Below are 18,658 nucleotides of genomic sequence, written 5' to 3'. Positions count from 1 at the left end.
CCCTAGAGAAAGGGAGTTTTTTTGTTGACAGAACAATCTATGTTTAATAATATACCTATAGGGGTAAATGTATAAAGAGTTTACATAGGGTCTAAAAAGTCCCCAAAAATAAAATTTCAGGAGGAATTACGATGAGTAAAAAAGTAGCAATTATTGCAAGCAACGGCGGATTATTTGATGCATACAAGGTGTACAACATTGCGACTGCGGCGGCAGCAACAGATGCAGAAGTAGCGATTTTCTTCACTTTCGAAGGATTAAACTTAATTCATAAAGAAGCATACCAGCAGCTTCCAATGCCTGAAGGAAAAGAGCATTTTGCAGAGGGCTTTACAAAAGCCAATGTTCCTGCAATTCCTGAATTAGTGGCAATGGCACAGGATTTAGGCGTTAAATTTATCGGCTGCCAGATGACTATGGATGTTATGGGACTTGAAAAAGAAGCTTTTGTAGATGGAATTGAGGTTGGCGGAGCTGTAACATTCCTTGAATTTGCCAACGATGCGGATGTTACGCTAACATTCTAATTGAAGATTTGCCGATCCACCAGAATACCGATACAAAAGGAGATGCAATCATGTTCGAATACACAGTAGAAACCGAGAAATCGATTGATGAAGCTATTTCTTCGCTTGAAGAAAGCCTGAAGGAAGAAAAATTCGGGGTCCTTTGGCAGTTTAACGTCCAGGAAAAACTGCAGGAGAAAGGGCTGGACTATAATGAATCTTTCCGTGTTTTAGAAGTTTGCAACCCATTTGAAGCACATCGCGTATTAACACAGAACAAAATGGCTGGCTATTTCTTGCCTTGTAAAATTGTAGTTTATGAGGATGCCGGCAAAACGAAAATTGGCATGCCTAAGCCGACAAGCATGATTGAACTCGTCAATGACCAATCCGTTCAAAGCATTGCGGCTGATATTGAAAACCGTTTAATCGGATGTATTGATAAAAGCATCTAAGCAAAAAGAATGATGACAGTCCCGGAATAATTTGTTAAGCTTGAGGCAGCTTATCAAATTAAATATCTATGAAACTACTAGGGGTGCCCCGAATGTGCGGGCTGAGAGGGAAGCGCGATATAGCTTTCCGACTCTTATAGACCTGATCTGGTTAATGCCAGCGGAGGGAAGTAGGCTTTGACGGTATGTCGAATCATTTATACTTAAACCAAGCCAGGTCCTTTCGCGGATCTGGCTTTTTTTGAAGGAAAGAAAGTATAAGCTTTGAACTTCGATAACTGTCCAGCGCCAGGCGCCTTGCGCTTTTCTTATGTACATACTTTTCTCCATGATAAGCGATCAGGCTGCCCTTGAGGAAGGAGGTTAAGGTGAATAAAACCCGTTTATTGACGACGATGGCATTATTTGTGGCGATTGGAACGCTGGGCTCCCATTTGTTATGGTTTCCGGCAGGTGTGGCCAAAGCCTATCCCGTCCAGCATGCGGTGAATGTATTGGCGGCAGTAACACTTGGGCCGCTGCCGGCAGTGGGAGTGGCGTTTATGATCGGATTACTGCGAAACCTGCTTGGTTTTGGGACGCTGCTTGCATTTCCAGGCGGAATGATTGGCGCGTTTTTGGCAGGCGTGCTTTATCTGAAATTCGGCCGGAAAATCTGGGCTGGAGTTGGTGAGGTAGTGGGAACAGGCATTATCGGAGCACTGTTTGCAGTCCCGTATGCAAAAATATTGATGGGAAGCGCAGCTGGTGCATTCTTCTTTATACCGCCATTCCTTGTCAGCAGCTTTGCCGGTGCGGCTATTGGGTGGATGGTACTCGCTAAAGTGAAGGAAAAAAATTTAGTGCAGAATATGTGATTTTTTAGAGGGCGTGCGTTTCTGAACGGAGGAACAGAGAGCTTGAAGCCGATGGAGCGAGAAGAAGCGGCGGCAAAGAGCAGTATGAAGCAGCTTTACCGAAATAAGCGGGAAAAAGCAGTTTCATAAAGCAGGTATGAAGCAGCTTCATCGAAACTCGTTAAAAGAAGTGGTAGGAACGAATAAAACAATAAGAAAACTGCTAGGGGCGCTTCGGCTGAGATAAGGCTTTTTCCTTTGTCCCTTGGAACCTGATCTGGGTAATGCCAGCGCAGGGAAGCGGTGGGGACCTCTTTTTTCCTCATGCTTTTTCCCCGGCAGCTTCTGAATAATTAGGAGGCTATTTTAATGACTTTTACAGATATTCTTCGCAAAGAAAATGATGATTTATTTCAGCTTATTTTTCAGCATCCGTTTGTACAGGGGATCGGGAGAGGAGATGTGCCGAAAGAGGCGCTGGCCCATTATATTAAAGCGGATTATGAGTATTTGAATGCTTTTATGCATATATACGGAATCGCCATTTCCAAGTCTTCTGAGCGGAAGGATATTGCTTATTTCAATCAGCAAATTGAATTTGTACTGAACAGCGAAATCCACCCTCATCATAATTTCTGCCAGCAGATTGGTGTGGGATATGAAGCGCTGCAGGGCTTCCCGCTTCCTCCGACGGCAGACCATTATGTCAAGCATATGATGTACCATGCCCATACAGGCGGGATGGGCGAAATCCTCGCTGCGTTATTGCCTTGCCCTTGGACTTATTGGGAAATAGGGCTTGAGCTCATGAAGCAATATGAGCCGCATGAGGACCATCCTTTTTACCCGTGGATTTCTTTCTATGCAAATTTAAGGGTTGAAACAGTTACCATGAATATGAGGAATCGTTTGGATGAGCTTGCGGAAGCAGCATCTCCAGAAGAAAGGCAGCGAATGAAGGATGCCTATCGCAAAAGCTGCCAGCTGGAGCTTGGATTCTGGGAGATGGCTTACACCTGTGAGGAGTGGCCAGCTGGCAATACAGCAGTGACATCATAAGAAAACGTAATTATGTTTCGAAAAAAGCCAGAAAGTTGTCAATAACACGCCTGCTTCTGCTTACCGGCAGGGCAGGCTTTTTTTTTCAAAAATTCCATCTATAGTGCGCCGTAATGGGTGTTTTAAAGGAAGATAGCTTCACTTCGGCCGCAAAAGGTGTGGAGTTATGGATGACGTAAGGAATGCCATCCTTTGTCCGTTTGTCAGATATGATGGCAACATGGTCAAACTTGGGAGAAAGGAAAACAACGATATCGCCGGGCTGCCATTGCTGAAGGTTATTTGTATCTCCAGGAATAAGCTTAGTTGTTAAAGATATTGCGTACCGGCTGAAATACACATTTTGATTAGGAACACGCCTGAAATCGATGTTCGGATCCGGCTTGCCGTTAACACGCGGATATAAGTCTGTGTTTTCTGCAATATCCTTGTCGATAAGATCTTTGATTGTGATTGATGCCCCGTTAAATCCCCGCCAGATTACATCTGTACAAACACCTTCTTCATCAGGAGGGTATCCCCCGGCATAATAGGCACTTTTATAAGGCGTGCGCTGCTCCACTTCTTTTCTCGCCGCCTCGACTACATCAATGGGATCGGCGATGCCGTTTTGATTGCGGTCAGCTAGAGGATAGTCAGCGGGAATTTCAACCTTTTTTGAAAAAGGGTTCCCTAGATGAATGCCGATTGAATCCAATATGATTCCATTCCGGAAAAAGAGAATGAATATGAGGAGAACGCCAAGTATAGCAGCGAAAAATTTTTTTATCATCATGGTCTCCTTCTGCGTTTTATGGATTAGACGCCATTTTTACCAAAAAGTTACATGTTCCATGTTAAGATTAACCAAGAATATTTTTCATGATGGAGTATACTCCGCATTACGAAGGTCATGGACAAACATGTCAGTGTGGAGCCGCAGCCATTCCAAATTGATAAGGATAATATCTATTCCACTCCAAGGAGCGGAACCTATCCTGCTGAAAATCTTGGAGTGGTGGCCCATTTGAATGTCGATTGGGGAACCGAAAGAGAGAACAGAATGGAACGAATCTATGAAGGGTTTCTAATCGGAGTGAGAAAAAATGAATGACCTGTTTCCTGCTGGAGCAGGTTTTTTCTTTATTAAGATTAATCTTCGTCCATATAACAGACGGCGGAATGGGAAGTGGTGCATAAAAACGGAAAGTTACGCATAAGTGAACGAGATTAAGTCATAAATGGAAAAACAGGTGCATATATCGGTAAAAGTGGTGCATAAATTTTGAAGAGCAGCCTCTCCGTACCTTAATGGATGACTTAGACTGTTTTTCCCAAGCATTTATAGGATAACCTCCTTTTCATGTTACAATATATGTGAAGCTATTCACAATTCTCAAGGGGTGATTCTGATGCTAGTATCCAAATTAAAAACTGCACTGTATTCATCCATCGTCTTCACTTTTGGCTTCTGGCTGCTTTTACTCTTTACTGAAGGGGACATGTTTTCTTTCATACTAATCATGATTTTCCTCTATTGCGTGTTTGGAAATGTGATTTACGGGATCCCGGTTTCGCTGCTTTCTGAATTTCTTACAAACAGGTTCATCCGCTGGCGGCTTCCAGCAGCTGCTTTTATACATACGATGCTGGGGGCAGTAACTTATTTTTTTATTAAAGGGTTCGCATACTTTGCTCTTCTTGCTGCAGTTCTTTTCTTCCTGGTGGACGAGCTGCGAAAATGGGACCGGGTAATGCCTGCCGGGAAAATTGCTGCTTTAAATGCAGCGGCAATCCTATTGGCTGGTTTGCTGCCGATGGGCCTGCTTTGGATTCTTCAAAAAGCCGAAGTGGAGGCAAAGACAAATGATCTTTATCTTATTCCTCAAGGATATGCTGGACAAGTTATGATTCTCCATGAGTTCGGGCAAGCGCCAGAACCGGAAACAGAAGGGGAGTATGATGTTTTTAGGATAAACAAAAAGGGATATGCTGTTACCACTTTGCCGCAAAGTGAAGGCTTGATTGAAGATTTATATTATTATGTTGATGAAAAGGGAAATCGTGAAGAAATCCCGGAGCACTGCATCAAATTAGGGGGAGCAGGTTCAACGATGGGAGATGGATACGAGTATTCCTATAACCGTTTTACAGTAGGGTGCCAGGAGGATATTGATTATCTGCAAGACGGGCCATCTGTTGAGGAGATTCTTTATGACGAAGGCGTGCTTGATAATATCAATCAAACGTTTGATTGAACAAAAAAAGCTGGAGAGTCCAGCTCTTTTTGTTATTTCACTGTTAATTGGCTGAGTTGGTGTTCATGAATTTCTTCTTTAGTTACATGAACTTTAATATGGTAAGAACCTGATTCTGAAAAGGACTTACTTGCAACATATTCACCCGGGATGCTTTCTGAGGCTTCAATATATTCAGATTGCTGCTGTTCATCCTGCCAGACTTCAAAGCTAACATTTGCATTGGTTAAAGGCTCGCCTTCCTTCAGGATTTTAGCCGTTAATCTAGCTTTCCCATCTTGTTTGAGAGCCCCATCTGTTTTCAGGTTAATCGAAACATGGCTATGTGGATGTTCTTCCTCCTGAAAGACAACCGTATTTTCAGGTGTACCGGCAATGACTTGCTTTGTCGGCATCCGGTGCATATTTCTTGCTGTGACGTGGGCTACAACATAGTATTGTCCATTTTCAGGAAAGTTCTTTTTAACTGAATAAATGCCATCGCCCTGGTGTTCAGCATTGAGCATTTCCCGGTCATTCCGCCCAGATTGCCATACTTCAAAAACAACATCATTAGCATCCATTACTTTTTCGTCTCCATGTGTAACGATTGCTTTTAAAGTTACTTCCTTATGGGGGGTGATTGATTCGGGCGTCTGAATTGAAACCTCTAACTTGTTTTCGCTTTTCCCGCTGTCTTTTTCCATGGAGCAGCCAGCGAGAAGGATAACACTTAATAAAATAACCGTATACTTTTTCATCTTTACTCCTCTTTCTATGCATTTTCCATATTAAGTATGGACAATGGAGGCAGTTTCTATAACCTAAATTTATTATGGTGCCCGGCACTTAGAAAAAGTATGCAAAAAAACAGCCTGGAATCTCCAGGCTGTTAATGATATACGGTAGGAATGGCTTTTAAAGAATGAACTGGCTCTGCATTTTTTCTACCGGTTTCTTTAATTGCGGCTTGTATGGCAGTCTCCAGCGGACAAGTGATTTCTTGCAGATAGGCATCGATGTTCGTCCTTAAAGCCAGAATGGCTGCCTCATCCTTAAGCTGTTTAATCATTTGGTCATTATTGATGACGATCGCAAGCCCCTTTTCCAGCAGAAAATCCAAGTTGATTTCCTCTTGCCCTGGAAGGGAAGTGTGAATCAGGATAGGCAGCCTTTTTTGAAGGGCTTCACTTATGGTAACGCCGCCTGGTTTAGTCATGATGGCATCCGCTTCGTCATATAGCTTGTTCAATTCATCAGGATCATGGATATAACCAATCGGCACTATTTGCTCGGAATGCAGCTTTTGAAGTTCCGCAAAAAGTTCTTCATTATTTCCGCAAAGGATCCTGAATTGAATATGAGGAAGTTTTTGCATTGCACTAATTAGGTCGAATGAGTCCACTAAGCCGCTGTTTCCCCCGGCAACCAGAACCTGGCGAATCCGTTCTGCTTTATGAGGTGAGGGAAACTGATACGTTGTGCTTACAGGAATACCTGTGACAAAAATACTTTCACCAAAAAGATGATGTTTGGTTATTAATTTTTGCTTTGCTTCGTGATGAGGAACGAAATGATAGTCAATCCCATGCTTGCCCCATATATCATTAATAAAAAAGTCTGTATATACATTCACCGCTGTAAAGCGCTGGTAACGCCCTTTTTGTTTTAATGAGCTAATGATTCCGGATGGAAAGGAATGGGTGCAAAATACCAGATCTGGCTTTTCCGTTTCAAGGAATTTCTGCATTTTTCTTTCAAAGTAATATGATAACACCTGCAAATCAGGCTGCATTTTAAATGGATGCTGCTTGTACATGATGGTATAGTATAAAGCCCTGTAAAGAAAAGGGGCACCGAGAAATCCTTTTAAATAGATTCCCGACACAAGTTTCTCCAGTTTTTCACTGCAATAGCTTAAAAAATCGACTATTTTAATATCCGCATCAGGGTATTGCTCCAGGATATGTTCCTCGATCGTTTCGGCAACTTTTAAATGCCCGGTGGGAAATTGGAATAATGGAAGCACCAGAACTTTCATATTGGCCCTCCTTTCCTTACTTTATTTTATTTTTCACATATTTAAAAAGCATGTAGATTAAGAAAATCGCTAATAACAGGACCCCAAGAAAGGGGGCATATTTAGGATTAATGTGAAAGAGGTCTCCTGCAAAATATCCGGCTCCGATTATGGGGACCACCCAGCAAAGAGAGCCCGCCAGGGAATAAAGGAAGTACCGAAGAAATGGAACTTTTGAAATCCCTGCAAAATACGGGCTTATTTGGCGTATGCCAGGCATATAGAAACCGGCAAATATCATTAGCCGATGATCGTTTAGGTAGCTTTTCTCAGCCTTTTTCCATCGTTCTTCCGTTATGCCAATATACTTACCATACTTTTTTAGGAAAGGCTTTCCGGCATTTTTGCCGATCCAATAGGCTGCAAGCATGCCAAGCAACGCACCCATCTCAGCGCTGAAAGCAGACAGCCCAAAGGCAAGCTTGTGATTTCCGATTAATACACCAATCAGGAATAACAGCGATTCCTCGGGAGCCGGTATGCCGACAATCCCGAAAAATAGAAATAAAAAAATGATCCAATACCCGTATGATGAAATAAATTCAATTAGTGTTTCCGTACCCATCGCAAGACTACTCCCGATTTCCTGTTTTTAAAGAAACAAAGCGTATCCCTTTTTCTGCTGCCTGCTGAAGATAATCATCCAAATGGCGGATCATATACTCTGGAGCATCAGCGTCAGCGCCAAGGGTTTTGCCACTGTCATGAAGCAGAAAAATTCTCCCTGGTTTGGATGCCTCCGTTAAAACCTCCGAAAAATTCTCCTGGATATGCTTGACCTTCCAATCCTTAAATATGCCTGTCCACATAATGATTTCATAGTTCCTGGCGAGCCAAAGGGAAAATAAATTGAAATGCCCCCATGGAGGCCGGTAAAGAATAACTTCTTCATTTACCGTTTTTTCAATCATTTGCTTCGTTCGGATCAGCTGTTTATTTAACGAGACCGGTCCCAAGATCCAGCTTGAAATGTGCCGGTAGTGATGGATGCCGATTGCGTGGCCTTCAGCATGCATTCTTTTTAGCAGCTCTGGCCTTTGTGCTGCCTTTTCCCCGACGACAAAAAAGGTTGCCTTAACATGATGCTTCTTTAAGATATCGAGAAGGCGGGCAGTATAGCTGGGATCAGGGCCATCATCAAAGGTTAACGCAATAGCGTTTGGTTCTGCTATTTCTTTTACAATCCCCCAATTTAGCTTTCGTATAATCACAGTGGGGAGTATACCGTAAAGGATAAAGATAATGAAGATGGCTGTTAAAAAATAAACCATGGAAAATTAAGTCCTTTCCTATGGATATTCACTTACTTCCATTCCCTGTTTATAGTGAGGATAACCTTAATGTCCCGATAGAATGTCATGTAAATGTCCTCTTTTATGGTAAGGAGTGCTAAATAGGAAATCAAGGTTAAAAGGCCGCATCCAGGAATGCAGGAATGCAGCCATACTGATAAAGGAAAAATTATTTTTTTAATAATAAATACATAAAGTAAGGAGCTCCTATGAGTGCGACCATGATGCCAGCCGGGAGTCCGTCCGGATCAACGAGATTCCGGCCAATCGTGTCAGCGAATAATAGAAGCCATCCTCCCAAAAGAATAGCAATCGGAATAAACAGCTGGTTGCGCGGTCCGACTAGTGCTTTAGCCATATGCGGCGCAATTAAGCCTATAAAGGCAATTCCGCCAGTTACAGACACAGCAGAAGCTGCCAATGCAACAGCGGTAAGCAGAAGGATGATCCGTTCTTTTTCAATCGATACACCTATTCCAATGGCGACTGGCTCATTTAGGCTTAAGAGATTCAAACGATTTGCTTTATATAAAGTAAATGGAATAAGCAGAAAAAGCCATGGAAGGAGTGCCCAGATGAATGGCCAATCCGTCCCCCATATATTCCCTGATAGCCATTTAGCAATGAAATCGACTTTCTCTCTTTCAGCGGATGAGATCAGGACAATCATGACACCTGAAAGCGCCATGGAAAACCCGACCCCGACCAGGACCATTTTTACAGGCTGAAGACCTTCACTTTTTTTATAGGAAAAAGCATAGATCAGAATGGCTGTAATTAAAGCGCCGAAAAATGCGCATAGCGGCAGCATGTATATGAAAGAGCCAGCTTCTATCGGGAAGAACAGAAAGAAAACGGATATAGCAACACCGGCACCGGAGTTTATGCCAATGATGCCCGGGTCCGCCAGGTCATTGCGTGTGATCCCCTGTAAAATGGCACCGGACAATGCAAGTGCCATGCCGGCAAGTACAGTGATAAATACCCGCGGCAGCCGAATCGAAAATAACACGAATTCTTCTTTAAAAGTGCCCTGTCCCAGGATCGTCGGGATCAAGCGGTCATATGAAAGGGAGGCATAGCCTAATCCCATCCCAATAACAATTGTAATCATAATGAGCGCTGATAAAATTCCAATTAAAATCCGCTGTTTTTTTACTAACTCTGGCTGGATCATGAGAACGTCTTACCTCCTTTATGCACGATGAACAGGAAGAAAGGAAGCCCCATTACCGCAATGATCGCTGCAACTGGTGTTTCATAAGGAGCATTGATGGTTCTGCCCAGTGTATCGGCCAGGAGCATGAAAGAAGCTCCTGTGAGGGCGGACATGGGCAGAATAAAACGATAATCCGTTCCGACAATAGCACGAACGATATGAGGCACCATTAACCCGATAAACGCCATATTCCCTACAAGCGCCACTGATGCGCCTGCAAGCAGGGTAACTAAAATGAAAAGAATGACTTTAATCTGAGTTGTGTTTTGGCCCAAGCCTACAGCAACTTCCTCATTCAAGCTTAAAATAGTTAGCTGCTTGGACATAAAAAGGGAAACTAGAATTCCAATTGAAATAACCGGTATGATCACGTGCAGCTGGGTCCAGGATGTGCCGACGAGTCCGCCTGCAGTCCACATGCTGACATCTTTTGAAATCTTAAAATAGATGCCGACTCCTTCTGCTATTGCAAAAAGGAAGGCAGAAACCGCAGCTCCGGCCAAAACGATCCGAATAGGAGAAAAGCCTCCTTTTTTCATGGCGCCCATGCCGAAAACCAACAGGGCTCCGACAGCTGCACCGATAAAGCAGGCGAACAGAATCCCGATGTAGTTTGCTGAGGGAATAAGAACAAGCGTTATGGCAAGTGCGGCATTTGCACCAGCCGTCAATCCAAGCAGTCCCGGATCAGCAAGAGGGTTTCTTGTCATTCCCTGCATAATGGCCCCGGAAACGCTAAGAGCAGCTCCGACGAAAATAGCAGCAATTTCACGGGGGAGGCGGATTTCACGAATAATCGAAATTTTTTCTCCAGAAGCATTGGAAGTAAGCGCCAGCCAAACATCTTTGACCGTAACATCGGCAGCCCCAAACACACACGCAGCCACAAACATGCCGGCAAAAATAGTGAAGCCTGCTGCCAGTTTATATATAAATGGAATGAAGGGTTGAGCATCTTTAGTCATTGTACTCTCATCTTTCTTTATAGAATCAGAACGTATATCTTTGAACTTTGATAAATGTCTCGCTCCACATGGAGTATAATCATCGCACGACTAAAAGCGCTAGCTTTTTATGAGGATCCGCCTTGCGCTTTTCTAAATAGGAAAGAGGAATTCCCAAAAATAAGAATCCCTCCTACAGTATTAGTTTCCTAAAAATGATTCTTTAAAGAATTCCAGCTGTGCATCAAGTGTGATTGGATCACTGAAGGATGCACCATTGCCTTCCATTTCAAAGACACGATTATTTTTTACGGCAGGGATATTTTTGTACGTATCGGTTTCCTGGAATGAATGATCTGCATCGGAGTATTTGCTAAGTACGATATAATCTCCTGCATATTCCGGAAGCACCTCTGTCGAAATGGCATAATAGCCATCTTTCAACGCCATTTCCTTTACTTTCTCCGGCATTTTTAAGTCCATTGCCTGATACAGGATTTCAGTTCCGCGTGCCCAGTTATCGCCAAATACATAAAGCTGCTTATCAAAGATTTCGAATACAGAAACGGTTGCATCTTCGCCAATTTTGGCACGGATTTCTTCACCAGCTGCTTCTGCACGCTGTTCAAAGTCTTCCACCCATTTCTTTGCTTCCTCTTCTTTATTCAGAAGCTTGCCGATTTCAACATGCTGTGAAAGATAATCTAATTTTCCCCATGTATAAGTGACTGTTGGTGCAATTTCTTTGAGTTTATCGTAGTTTTTAACCGTTGATAATGCAATGATCAAGTCTGGCTCTAGTTCAATAATCTTTTCCAGGTTATCCTCTGATACTTCTTCAGCATCTTTCAATTCTTCTTCAAAACGAGGGTTATTTTTAGACCATGTATCAACCCCTACTATATTTACACCTAACTGCATTACATTTCCTGTAAAACCGGAAAGAAGGACTACACGCTTTGGATCAGCAGGGACTTCAACCGGCCCAGTTTCAGACTCATAAGTAACAGTGCCTGATTTCTTGTCTTCTTTTGGTTGGGCTTCTTTGGATTCTCCTTGCTCTGTATTGCCGCAGGCGCTAATAAGCAGAAGCAGCAAGATGGTAAACGGAATTAATAGTTTCTTCATGTTGGTTTTCTCCTTTTAATAAATTATAAGTAATGCACATTGGCTTGTTTGTACGCGGGTCGCGCCCGATAACCGCATCAATATTGAACACTTTTCTTAGGACTTCCTGTGTAATGACTTCTTCATAGCTTCCTGATTTAACAATTTCACCATCTTTTAATGCAACGATATGGTCTGCAAAACGGGCTGCCTGGTTTAAATCATGAAGGACCATCACAATGGTGCGTTCCTGTTCCTGGTTCAGCTTTTGAAGCAGCTCAAGAACTTCAAGCTGATGGGCCATATCCAAATAGGTGGTTGGCTCATCAAGGAAAATGATCTCCGTTTCCTGTGCAAGGGCCATGGCGATCCACACTCTTTGGCGCTGGCCGCCTGACAGAGCATCAACAGAGCGGAACTTAAAATCCTTTGTTCCTGTCACTTCGAGTGCCCAGTCGATCACTTCATAGTCCTTTTTCGTTAATCTTCCAAATCCTTTCTGGTAAGGAAAGCGCCCGTAAGAGACGAGCTCGCCAACCGTTAAACCGCTTGCGCTTTCGGGTGTTTGCGGCAGGATTGCCATTTTCTTGGCAAGGACTTTCGTATGTTCCTTTGAGATGTTTTTGCCATCGAGAATGACATTTCCCGATTGGTGGGCGATGATCCGGGTGATTGCTTTTAAAAGGGTGGATTTCCCGCAGCCATTCGGTCCAATTATTGTCGTGATTTTTTTATCAGGAATCTGGACACTGAGGTCTTTTACAATCAAGCGTTCACTATACCCAATGTTCAAGCCATCTGTATATAGGCGGACCATTATGTAACCTCCGTTTGTTTGAGAATATATAATAATGATAATGATTATCAATGTCGGTTCCTTTTTACTATAAGTCTATCTGTTTTTTCTGTCAACAGAAATTCCGAGAAAAGTACTCCGGAAATTTTTATTGTAAAAGGAGGATAAACGTCGTATAGTTGAAGTGAGAATGATAATCAATAATAATTGGTTATAGGAGTGAACGGAAATGAAGCAGGCGGATATATATGATGTAACAGTAATTGGTGGAGGTCCTGCGGGACTTTATAGCACTTTTTACAGTGGCCTAAGAGAAATGAAAACGAAGCTGATTGAATTCCAGCCTCAGCTGGGCGGTAAGATCCATGTGTATCCGGAAAAAATGATTTGGGATGTTGGCGGGCTGATGCCAACTCCAGGTGCAAAGCTGATCGAACAACTGGTAGAGCAGGGATTAACCTTTAATCCAACGGTTGTCCTTAATGAAAAAGTGGAATCCATCAGCAAGAATGAAGAGGGTTTATTCGTTTTAAAAGGATCTTCAGGCGAAGAGCATTTTTCAAAGACGGTTATTGTAGCGGTAGGAAGCGGAATCCTAAAGCCTCAGAAGCTGAAGATCGAAGGGGCAGAACGTTTTGAGGTCTCCAATTTGAATTATACAGTAAAGTCTCTTGCACACTTCAAGGATAAAACGGTCATTGTTTCGGGCGGAGGCAATTCGGCAGTAGACTGGGCGAATGAACTGGAGCCGTTTGCAAAACAGGTGTATATCACTTGCCGGAGAGATGCCTTGACAGGACATGAGGCTCAGGTTTCCCAGCTTATGAATAGTTCGGTTATCTGCATCAGCAATACATCGATTACAAAATTGATCGCCGACGGAAATCATGAAGAAATTGAACAGGTGGAATTGACCAATCATGAAACAGGAGAGGTTTCTTATCTGCCAGTTGATGAAGTTGTGATTAATCATGGGTATGAACAGGATACTGCACTTTTGAAAAATAGCAATCTGAACATTGAGATGCAGGAGGATTTCTATATTGCCGGCAACGCGAACAGCGAAACGTCTGTAGAGGGTCTTTATGCTGCCGGGGATATCCTTAAACATGATGGCAAACTGCATTTGATAGCCGGGGCATTCCAGGACGCCGCTAATGCAGTCAATAAAGCCAAGCAGTATATTGAGCCGGATGCTGCCGGGGCAGCGATGGTTTCGTCTCATAATGATGTTTTTAAAAAGCGGAATCGGGAGCTGGTCAAGCAGTTAGTGCGGTAGGGTGAAGATGGCTATGTGTAGAGAAATATTTTATATGCGAGAAATTAGAGTTATACGCAGAGAAAAAATTTTATGTGCAGAGAAACTAGAGCAATGAAATTAAATTTTAAGCAAAATAAGATGCCCAGAAAGGCATTAAGCAGTAATAGTAGATTACAAAAAACGGCCCACAACGTTATGTGAGCCGTTTTTTTATGAATTCATCTTTTCTTCTATCTGCATTTCAGTCCGCAGCTGACTAAACTTCATAAAGAAAGCTGCTGTCATTGCCAGGGATAGTATTCCGAAGATCACGACCATGAGCTGCAGGCCGACTGCGTCCAATAGGAATCCTGTCAGCAGAAGCACAATCTGAAAAGTGACCCGGTCAAGCATGTTTCGGAAGGAGAAGAACCTTCCGTGGAATTCTTTTGGTACTCTTGTTTGAAAAATAGTAGCAGCGGTTGGGAAGAAGCAGCCAACGGCAAAGCCGAATATAAAGAAGGCTACTAGCGTCAGGACCGGTACATCAGCAAAGTAAAGAAGGAGCTGTGATAGGCCAATGACAAATGAAAAGAAAAATAGGATCGCGTATGGCGACCTTTTTTGGCTGATCTGTTTGACGATAAATGCGCCAAGCATGAATCCAATTCCTTCTGCTGTATAGATTAACCCTTTAATCGATGAGCTGTCCTGGAGTTCGCTGATGTTGATGACCATCAGGTTAAAACCGCCCAGAAACAGCACAGGCACCAAGGTTAAGACCAGTGTCATAAGAACAATTGGCAAGCCTTTAATAATCGGAAAAACTTCCTTAAATCCACCGCCTCGCTTTGCTGTTCCATTGGATGTACCCAGTTTTTTGTCTGATTCCTCGAAGTTCAAGAACCAAGTCATCGCGAAAAGAATTAAATAGGCGACGAGGGACCCGATATAAAGCATAGATAATGGCAAGATCACCAATAGAACCCCTGCGACTGCTGTTCCCAGTATCCGGGATAGGGTGGAGACATTCATATGGATTCCGTTCAGCTGCAGCAAATCCTTTTCTTCCACAACCAGCGGAATTGCTGCCTGCAGAGCAGGAAAATAGAAGGCTGCAGAAATCTGAAGGAAAACTAGAAAAATGACCATCCACCATACAGATCCGGTCTGGATGGCTATCAGCATAAAAATGACGCTCACAGCCCGGGCAAAACCGGATGCGAGCATGACGTTTTTTTTACTGATCTGGTCTGTAATTCTGCCAGCCCAGGGGCCAACTGCAATTCCGGCAAGCAAACCGCCGGCTAAAATAAGTGACTTCATAAAGTCTGAAGGAACCTGCTCCTGCATAAATTCAAGATTCCCAATGATTCCAAGCCAAAGGCCGAGACCGGCGATAAACTCCCCTGTCAGCAGTATCCAAACGTTTTTATTTTTCCACATGATAAATCCTCGCGTTTAAGATATATTTCGATATTCCAAAGATACTACATATACAGGAAATAAGGTATCTATTTTTTTAAGCGGTTCTAAAAATAAGATGGAAAGAGAGGGGGAAATCGAAGTGTAAAGAAAGAGGCAGCTTCTCTAATTATTAAGAGCCTTTTCAATTGCAGATGCTGCCGATTCAACATCAGGAAAGATTTCCTTTACAAGTGTCTCAACATACGTAACTTCAAAGCTCTTGGAGTTCTTTTGGTAGCAGACAGACAAAAACTCCCTATATTCTTTGGAGAAGGTTTGGGTGATTTGGGTATCGCAATAGTACTCCAATGTACGCAGCATGTTTTTCGTATGATCTAATGGCATAGTTCGCAGCCTCCTATTTTGGTGATGCATAACTAATAAAGACCTCAATACCATTATAAGGAATCTACCTGCTCTTTTATATGGATAATTTGTCATATTTTATCATTTAAAATCCTTTCAGCGTTGCACGTAAATATGAAAATTGCATGCAAATCCTGAAAAGTGATCCGAAAATGAAAAGTTGCATGCAAATCCTGAATAGACCGTAAAACGAGAAGTTAAAAAGCAGAATCTGAAATACCCGTTTTAAGATGGCCTATCCGCATGAATCCAGCAGAGAATCGAGTATTCTGGCTTGGTAAGCTCGCTCATAAAAGGCCAGTCTATGTCAGACTGGCCTTTTATGCAAGCTGCTGCTCAGCAAACTCGCGGTATAGTGAATGTGATTGCGCCAATTCATAATGAGTACCGATGCCTGTGATCCGGCCGTTTTCGATAAAGACAATTTTATCAGCATTAACGATGGTGGAAAGGCGGTGGGCGATGACAAAGGTTGTCCGGCCTTCCATTAAGCGGGTCAGTGCCTGCTGGACGATGCTTTCTGACTGGCTGTCGAGGCTTGCGGTTGCTTCGTCCATCATTAAAATTTTAGGGTCACGCAAGAATGCGCGGGCAATCGCGATTCGCTGACGCTGTCCTCCTGAAAGCTTCACACCCCGTTCGCCAACTTCTGTATCAAGCCCTTTCGGAAAGGCTTCGATAAATTGATCCGCGTAAGCCATTTTTGCGACTTTCCATAAACGATCATCCGGGATGCTTTCTTTATTTTCCAGCCCATAGCATAAATTCTCACGGATGGTTCCTGCCATCATGGCGCTTTCCTGTGACACATAGCCGATTTGGCTGCGCAAGGAATTAAGAGAAATCTGCTGGATCGGAGTGTCGCCAATTTTAATTTCTCCGGCAGTTGGTTCGTAAAATCGTTCCAGCAATCCAAACATCGTAGTTTTTCCGCCGCCGCTTGGTCCTGCAAAAGCAATCATTTGGCCAGGCTGAGCTTCCAGTGAGACGTTTTCGAGGACGGGCTCCTCTTCACTGTAGGAAAAGGATACATTTTCAATGGTAATTGGCAGGTTGCTAATATCCATTACAATGCCATCCTGTCCTTCCTCCAGCGGCTGCTCCAGGATCTCGATAATCCTCTCGGTTGCTCCCTTGGCTTTTTGCAGCTGGGTAAAGAACATCGCGAACGAAGTGATTGGCATAATGATCTGGAATAAATAGAGTAAAAAGGCAACAAGAGAGCCGGTGGACATTGTTCCGTCAGCGACACGCATGCCGCCATAGGCAATAATCATGACAATGACAACCATCATGATCAGGTACATTGTCGGTCCGATCATCGCAAAAATGCGCGCTTCCCTTAATCCGAAACCAAGTAGTTTATCAATGCCTTCCAAGCCTTTTTCTTCTTCATTTTGTTCTGCAGTCGAGGACTTCATTAAGCGAATTTCACTGAGCGTTTGCGTGATATGGCCGGTAAAAGTTGCCGTCTCATCCTGTAGCCCGCGTGATATCTTTGCCATTTTTCGGCCAAGAGGAATCATAATTGCCAATGTGATTGGAACAGAAATGAGCATAAGCAAAGTCATTTTCCAGTCCATCACGAGTAAAATTGCGATCGCACCGATGATACTAATGATGCCAGTGATAAATTGCGGAAAATGATTGGAAATTAGGTCCCGAACAATGCTTGTATCATTTATGACCCGGCTAACGGTTTGCCCGCTCGAATGTTTATCAAAATAACGAACCGGCATACGGATCAGCTTCACCCACATCCGGTCACGCAGCCGTGCCACTACTTTCTGGCCGACATAGCTGAGCAGGTAGATAGAAATTCCGCTGATGATGGCTTGAATAATAAAAGCGGCGCCGATTCCGATGATGAGCGGAACGCTTAAGGATTCCATAGAAAAACCGTCCACGAGATTTTTGGTCAGCAGCGGGACAACAAGACCAGTCAAAGTGGTTAAGATACTGGCTGCTAACCCGATGATGAGCGCGGTCTTTGGTATTTTTGTTGATAGGATGAGTGAAATGAATGGTTTTAGGGAGTTTTGCTGGTTATCCATTTGTGGGGCTCCTGTCATGTTATTTATTCGCTTTCATTATATACCAATAAAACTTCCATTTCCTGTTATGCACTCTTACGCCCATCCCATGAATAGGATGTGTTAAAAACCCAAAAAGGATGGATTGCCGTGGCGATTAATTTTCCTATAGGCATTAGAACGATGACAATCAGCAGCGGGCCGACAAAAGTGGTTTATTATCCCCGTGTGACCGGGATGCAAAACAAGCAGCTGCAGCATTTTATCAACAGCACGATTGTTCGAGAAAACCAGCAGCTCATTAACGAACAAACAGGCAACATGGATACAACGGTAGTGGATTTGTATGGATATTATGAGGTAAAAAATAATCAGCGTGATGTACTGAGCTTGTCTTTGAACAACTATGTGTATCATTATCATGCAGCTCATGGGATGACGGTTATAAAATCTTTGACGTTTGATCTGCAGAAGGGGACGCAGGTGGCGCTGAAGGATTTATTTAAACCGGGAAGCGACTATGTAAAACGGATTTCAGACTTGATTGCTGTACAGATCAAGGAGCGTGACATACCGCTGCTTATTGATTTTACTGCTATTAAGCCGGACCAGGATTTTTATATTGCAGACAAAGCGCTGGTCGTCTATTTTCAGCTCTATGAAATTACGCCATATGCTTATGGATTCCCGATGTTCCCGATTTCTGTTTACGATTTGCAGGATATTATTGATGAGAATGGTCCGCTGGGGAGGATGGCGGTGAATTGATGGCTGGAGGAAGGATGCTGCTGAGGTGGCGTCCTTTTTTGTGTTATAGGAGAATACAAGGCTTGGAATATGTGGGCAGCCTATCCTCATACATAAGGAGTGCAATATTTGCACATAGACTTGTTTATTCTTTAATAGAGCTTTTTAAAATCTTATAAAGTTCTTTTTTTATGTATAGCCAACATTTATTAATTAAATAGTGAAAAAAACGTCTGCTTGACAAGTGTTCCATACATTTAAAAGCAGCGTTTTTTATTATAGCAACCGTTTTCAC

20 protein-coding genes and 2 riboswitches are annotated in these 18,658 nt (G+C 43.1%); of the genes, 8 read left to right on the top strand and 12 right to left on the bottom strand.

Annotated elements, in window-relative coordinates; all coding sequences use genetic code 11:
* Window positions 1-131 precede the first annotated feature (131 nt).
* The 4 genes from AC3ZVC_RS02355 (at window position 132) to tenA (ending at window position 2,856) form a co-directional block, all read left to right on the top strand.
* Entirely contained in the window at window positions 132-527 is a 396-nt protein-coding gene (locus AC3ZVC_RS02355) for a DsrE/DsrF/DrsH-like family protein (RefSeq protein WP_490066094.1), read from the top strand.
* A 50-nt stretch (window positions 528-577) separates the two neighbouring features.
* A complete protein-coding gene (locus AC3ZVC_RS02350) occupies window positions 578-961 on the top strand; it encodes a DUF302 domain-containing protein (protein WP_490066093.1) in 384 nt (127 codons plus the stop codon).
* A gap of 69 nt (window positions 962-1,030) precedes the next feature.
* A riboswitch (TPP riboswitch) is annotated at window positions 1,031-1,147 on the top strand.
* Window positions 1,148-1,329: 182 nt separating this feature from the next.
* Window positions 1,330-1,818 carry an energy coupling factor transporter S component ThiW gene (thiW, locus tag AC3ZVC_RS02345; RefSeq protein WP_490066092.1) on the top strand — a complete coding sequence of 163 codons (489 nt, stop codon included), beginning with the start codon at window positions 1,330-1,332 and terminating at the stop codon, window positions 1,816-1,818.
* 194 nt (window positions 1,819-2,012) lie between these two features.
* A riboswitch (TPP riboswitch) is annotated at window positions 2,013-2,113 on the top strand.
* 53 nt (window positions 2,114-2,166) lie between these two features.
* A complete protein-coding gene (tenA, locus tag AC3ZVC_RS02340) occupies window positions 2,167-2,856 on the top strand; it encodes a thiaminase II (protein WP_490066091.1) in 690 nt (229 codons plus the stop codon).
* Between the two features lie 85 nt (window positions 2,857-2,941).
* On the opposite strand, the gene AC3ZVC_RS02335 is transcribed toward tenA, so the two are convergent.
* A complete protein-coding gene (locus AC3ZVC_RS02335) occupies window positions 2,942-3,631 on the bottom strand; it encodes a DUF1287 domain-containing protein (RefSeq protein ID WP_490066090.1) in 690 nt (229 codons plus the stop codon).
* A 117-nt stretch (window positions 3,632-3,748) separates the two neighbouring features.
* Between AC3ZVC_RS02335 and AC3ZVC_RS02330 the strand changes: the two genes are divergently transcribed.
* Together AC3ZVC_RS02330 and AC3ZVC_RS02325 are read left to right on the top strand one after the other, a co-directional pair.
* Window positions 3,749-3,949 (top strand): hypothetical protein, encoded by a 201-nt coding sequence (locus AC3ZVC_RS02330; RefSeq protein WP_490066089.1) that lies wholly within the window; start codon window positions 3,749-3,751, stop codon window positions 3,947-3,949.
* A 298-nt stretch (window positions 3,950-4,247) separates the two neighbouring features.
* Entirely contained in the window at window positions 4,248-5,093 is an 846-nt protein-coding gene (locus AC3ZVC_RS02325; RefSeq protein WP_490066088.1) for a DUF6843 domain-containing protein, read from the top strand.
* 32 nt (window positions 5,094-5,125) lie between these two features.
* Here AC3ZVC_RS02325 and AC3ZVC_RS02320 read toward each other — a convergent pair whose 3' ends face one another.
* The 8 genes from AC3ZVC_RS02320 to AC3ZVC_RS02285 all read right to left on the bottom strand — a co-directional run bounded on the left by AC3ZVC_RS02320 (window position 5,126) and on the right by AC3ZVC_RS02285 (window position 12,531).
* Window positions 5,126-5,833 (bottom strand): FixH family protein, encoded by a 708-nt coding sequence (locus tag AC3ZVC_RS02320; RefSeq protein ID WP_490066087.1) that lies wholly within the window; start codon window positions 5,831-5,833, stop codon window positions 5,126-5,128.
* A 131-nt stretch (window positions 5,834-5,964) separates the two neighbouring features.
* Window positions 5,965-7,113: an MGDG synthase family glycosyltransferase gene (locus AC3ZVC_RS02315; RefSeq protein ID WP_490066086.1), complete on the bottom strand. Its 1,149-nt coding sequence runs from the start codon at window positions 7,111-7,113 to the stop codon at window positions 5,965-5,967.
* A gap of 16 nt (window positions 7,114-7,129) precedes the next feature.
* Window positions 7,130-7,717, bottom strand: a complete 588-nt coding sequence (locus tag AC3ZVC_RS02310; RefSeq protein WP_490066085.1) for a DedA family protein — start codon at window positions 7,715-7,717, stop codon at window positions 7,130-7,132.
* A 7-nt stretch (window positions 7,718-7,724) separates the two neighbouring features.
* Window positions 7,725-8,423, bottom strand: a complete 699-nt coding sequence (locus AC3ZVC_RS02305; protein ID WP_490066084.1) for a polysaccharide deacetylase family protein — start codon at window positions 8,421-8,423, stop codon at window positions 7,725-7,727.
* A gap of 190 nt (window positions 8,424-8,613) precedes the next feature.
* Window positions 8,614-9,621, bottom strand: coding sequence for a FecCD family ABC transporter permease (locus AC3ZVC_RS02300; protein ID WP_490066083.1), 1,008 nt, complete (start codon window positions 9,619-9,621; stop codon window positions 8,614-8,616).
* Window positions 9,618-10,628, bottom strand: coding sequence for a FecCD family ABC transporter permease (locus AC3ZVC_RS02295; protein WP_490066082.1), 1,011 nt, complete (start codon window positions 10,626-10,628; stop codon window positions 9,618-9,620). The genes AC3ZVC_RS02300 and AC3ZVC_RS02295 overlap by 4 nt, the downstream gene beginning before the upstream one ends.
* Before the next feature lie 180 nt (window positions 10,629-10,808).
* Complete coding sequence (locus tag AC3ZVC_RS02290; RefSeq protein ID WP_490066081.1) at window positions 10,809-11,735, bottom strand: iron-hydroxamate ABC transporter substrate-binding protein; 927 nt, start codon at window positions 11,733-11,735, stop codon at window positions 10,809-10,811.
* Complete coding sequence (locus AC3ZVC_RS02285; protein WP_490066080.1) at window positions 11,686-12,531, bottom strand: ABC transporter ATP-binding protein; 846 nt, start codon at window positions 12,529-12,531, stop codon at window positions 11,686-11,688. The genes AC3ZVC_RS02290 and AC3ZVC_RS02285 overlap by 50 nt, the downstream gene beginning before the upstream one ends.
* Before the next feature lie 208 nt (window positions 12,532-12,739).
* On the opposite strand from AC3ZVC_RS02285, the gene AC3ZVC_RS02280 reads away from it, so the two are divergent.
* Complete coding sequence (locus AC3ZVC_RS02280) at window positions 12,740-13,789, top strand: NAD(P)/FAD-dependent oxidoreductase (RefSeq protein ID WP_490066079.1); 1,050 nt, start codon at window positions 12,740-12,742, stop codon at window positions 13,787-13,789.
* Between the two features lie 192 nt (window positions 13,790-13,981).
* On the opposite strand, the gene AC3ZVC_RS02275 is transcribed toward AC3ZVC_RS02280, so the two are convergent.
* The 3 genes from AC3ZVC_RS02275 to AC3ZVC_RS02265 all read right to left on the bottom strand — a co-directional run bounded on the left by AC3ZVC_RS02275 (window position 13,982) and on the right by AC3ZVC_RS02265 (window position 17,637).
* Window positions 13,982-15,196 (bottom strand): MFS transporter, encoded by a 1,215-nt coding sequence (locus AC3ZVC_RS02275; protein WP_490066078.1) that lies wholly within the window; start codon window positions 15,194-15,196, stop codon window positions 13,982-13,984.
* Between the two features lie 144 nt (window positions 15,197-15,340).
* Window positions 15,341-15,562, bottom strand: a complete 222-nt coding sequence (locus tag AC3ZVC_RS02270; RefSeq protein WP_490066077.1) for a hypothetical protein — start codon at window positions 15,560-15,562, stop codon at window positions 15,341-15,343.
* Window positions 15,563-15,903: 341 nt separating this feature from the next.
* Complete coding sequence (locus AC3ZVC_RS02265) at window positions 15,904-17,637, bottom strand: ABC transporter ATP-binding protein (RefSeq protein ID WP_490066076.1); 1,734 nt, start codon at window positions 17,635-17,637, stop codon at window positions 15,904-15,906.
* A gap of 129 nt (window positions 17,638-17,766) precedes the next feature.
* Between AC3ZVC_RS02265 and AC3ZVC_RS02260 the strand changes: the two genes are divergently transcribed.
* On the top strand, window positions 17,767-18,384 hold the full coding sequence (locus tag AC3ZVC_RS02260; RefSeq protein WP_490066075.1) for a DUF3298 and DUF4163 domain-containing protein: 618 nt from the start codon (window positions 17,767-17,769) through the stop codon (window positions 18,382-18,384).
* Window positions 18,385-18,658 lie beyond the last annotated feature (274 nt).

Source organism: Cytobacillus sp. C11.1, assembly GCF_058145115.1.
Note: the sequence above shows the minus strand (reverse complement) of the source record. Positions and strands in the feature narration are given on the sequence as shown.

What these genes read in the sequence shown, in the direction of transcription:
- AC3ZVC_RS02320 (WP_490066087.1), bottom strand. Translation starts at nt 5,833, where the DNA reads ATGAAAAAGTATACGGTTATTTTATTAAGTGTTATCCTTCTCGCTGGC.
- AC3ZVC_RS02285 (WP_490066080.1), bottom strand. Translation starts at nt 12,531, where the DNA reads ATGGTCCGCCTATATACAGATGGCTTGAACATTGGGTATAGTGAACGC.
- AC3ZVC_RS02355 (WP_490066094.1), top strand. Translation starts at nt 132, where the DNA reads ATGAGTAAAAAAGTAGCAATTATTGCAAGCAACGGCGGATTATTTGAT.
- AC3ZVC_RS02335 (WP_490066090.1), bottom strand. Translation starts at nt 3,631, where the DNA reads ATGATGATAAAAAAATTTTTCGCTGCTATACTTGGCGTTCTCCTCATA.
- AC3ZVC_RS02275 (WP_490066078.1), bottom strand. Translation starts at nt 15,196, where the DNA reads ATGTGGAAAAATAAAAACGTTTGGATACTGCTGACAGGGGAGTTTATC.
- AC3ZVC_RS02350 (WP_490066093.1), top strand. Translation starts at nt 578, where the DNA reads ATGTTCGAATACACAGTAGAAACCGAGAAATCGATTGATGAAGCTATT.
- AC3ZVC_RS02325 (WP_490066088.1), top strand. Translation starts at nt 4,248, where the DNA reads ATGCTAGTATCCAAATTAAAAACTGCACTGTATTCATCCATCGTCTTC.
- AC3ZVC_RS02300 (WP_490066083.1), bottom strand. Translation starts at nt 9,621, where the DNA reads ATGATCCAGCCAGAGTTAGTAAAAAAACAGCGGATTTTAATTGGAATT.
- AC3ZVC_RS02310 (WP_490066085.1), bottom strand. Translation starts at nt 7,717, where the DNA reads ATGGGTACGGAAACACTAATTGAATTTATTTCATCATACGGGTATTGG.
- AC3ZVC_RS02290 (WP_490066081.1), bottom strand. Translation starts at nt 11,735, where the DNA reads ATGAAGAAACTATTAATTCCGTTTACCATCTTGCTGCTTCTGCTTATT.
- AC3ZVC_RS02265 (WP_490066076.1), bottom strand. Translation starts at nt 17,637, where the DNA reads ATGGATAACCAGCAAAACTCCCTAAAACCATTCATTTCACTCATCCTA.
- tenA (WP_490066091.1), top strand. Translation starts at nt 2,167, where the DNA reads ATGACTTTTACAGATATTCTTCGCAAAGAAAATGATGATTTATTTCAG.
- AC3ZVC_RS02295 (WP_490066082.1), bottom strand. Translation starts at nt 10,628, where the DNA reads ATGACTAAAGATGCTCAACCCTTCATTCCATTTATATATAAACTGGCA.
- AC3ZVC_RS02270 (WP_490066077.1), bottom strand. Translation starts at nt 15,562, where the DNA reads ATGCCATTAGATCATACGAAAAACATGCTGCGTACATTGGAGTACTAT.
- AC3ZVC_RS02330 (WP_490066089.1), top strand. Translation starts at nt 3,749, where the DNA reads ATGGACAAACATGTCAGTGTGGAGCCGCAGCCATTCCAAATTGATAAG.
- AC3ZVC_RS02280 (WP_490066079.1), top strand. Translation starts at nt 12,740, where the DNA reads ATGAAGCAGGCGGATATATATGATGTAACAGTAATTGGTGGAGGTCCT.
- AC3ZVC_RS02315 (WP_490066086.1), bottom strand. Translation starts at nt 7,113, where the DNA reads ATGAAAGTTCTGGTGCTTCCATTATTCCAATTTCCCACCGGGCATTTA.
- AC3ZVC_RS02305 (WP_490066084.1), bottom strand. Translation starts at nt 8,423, where the DNA reads ATGGTTTATTTTTTAACAGCCATCTTCATTATCTTTATCCTTTACGGT.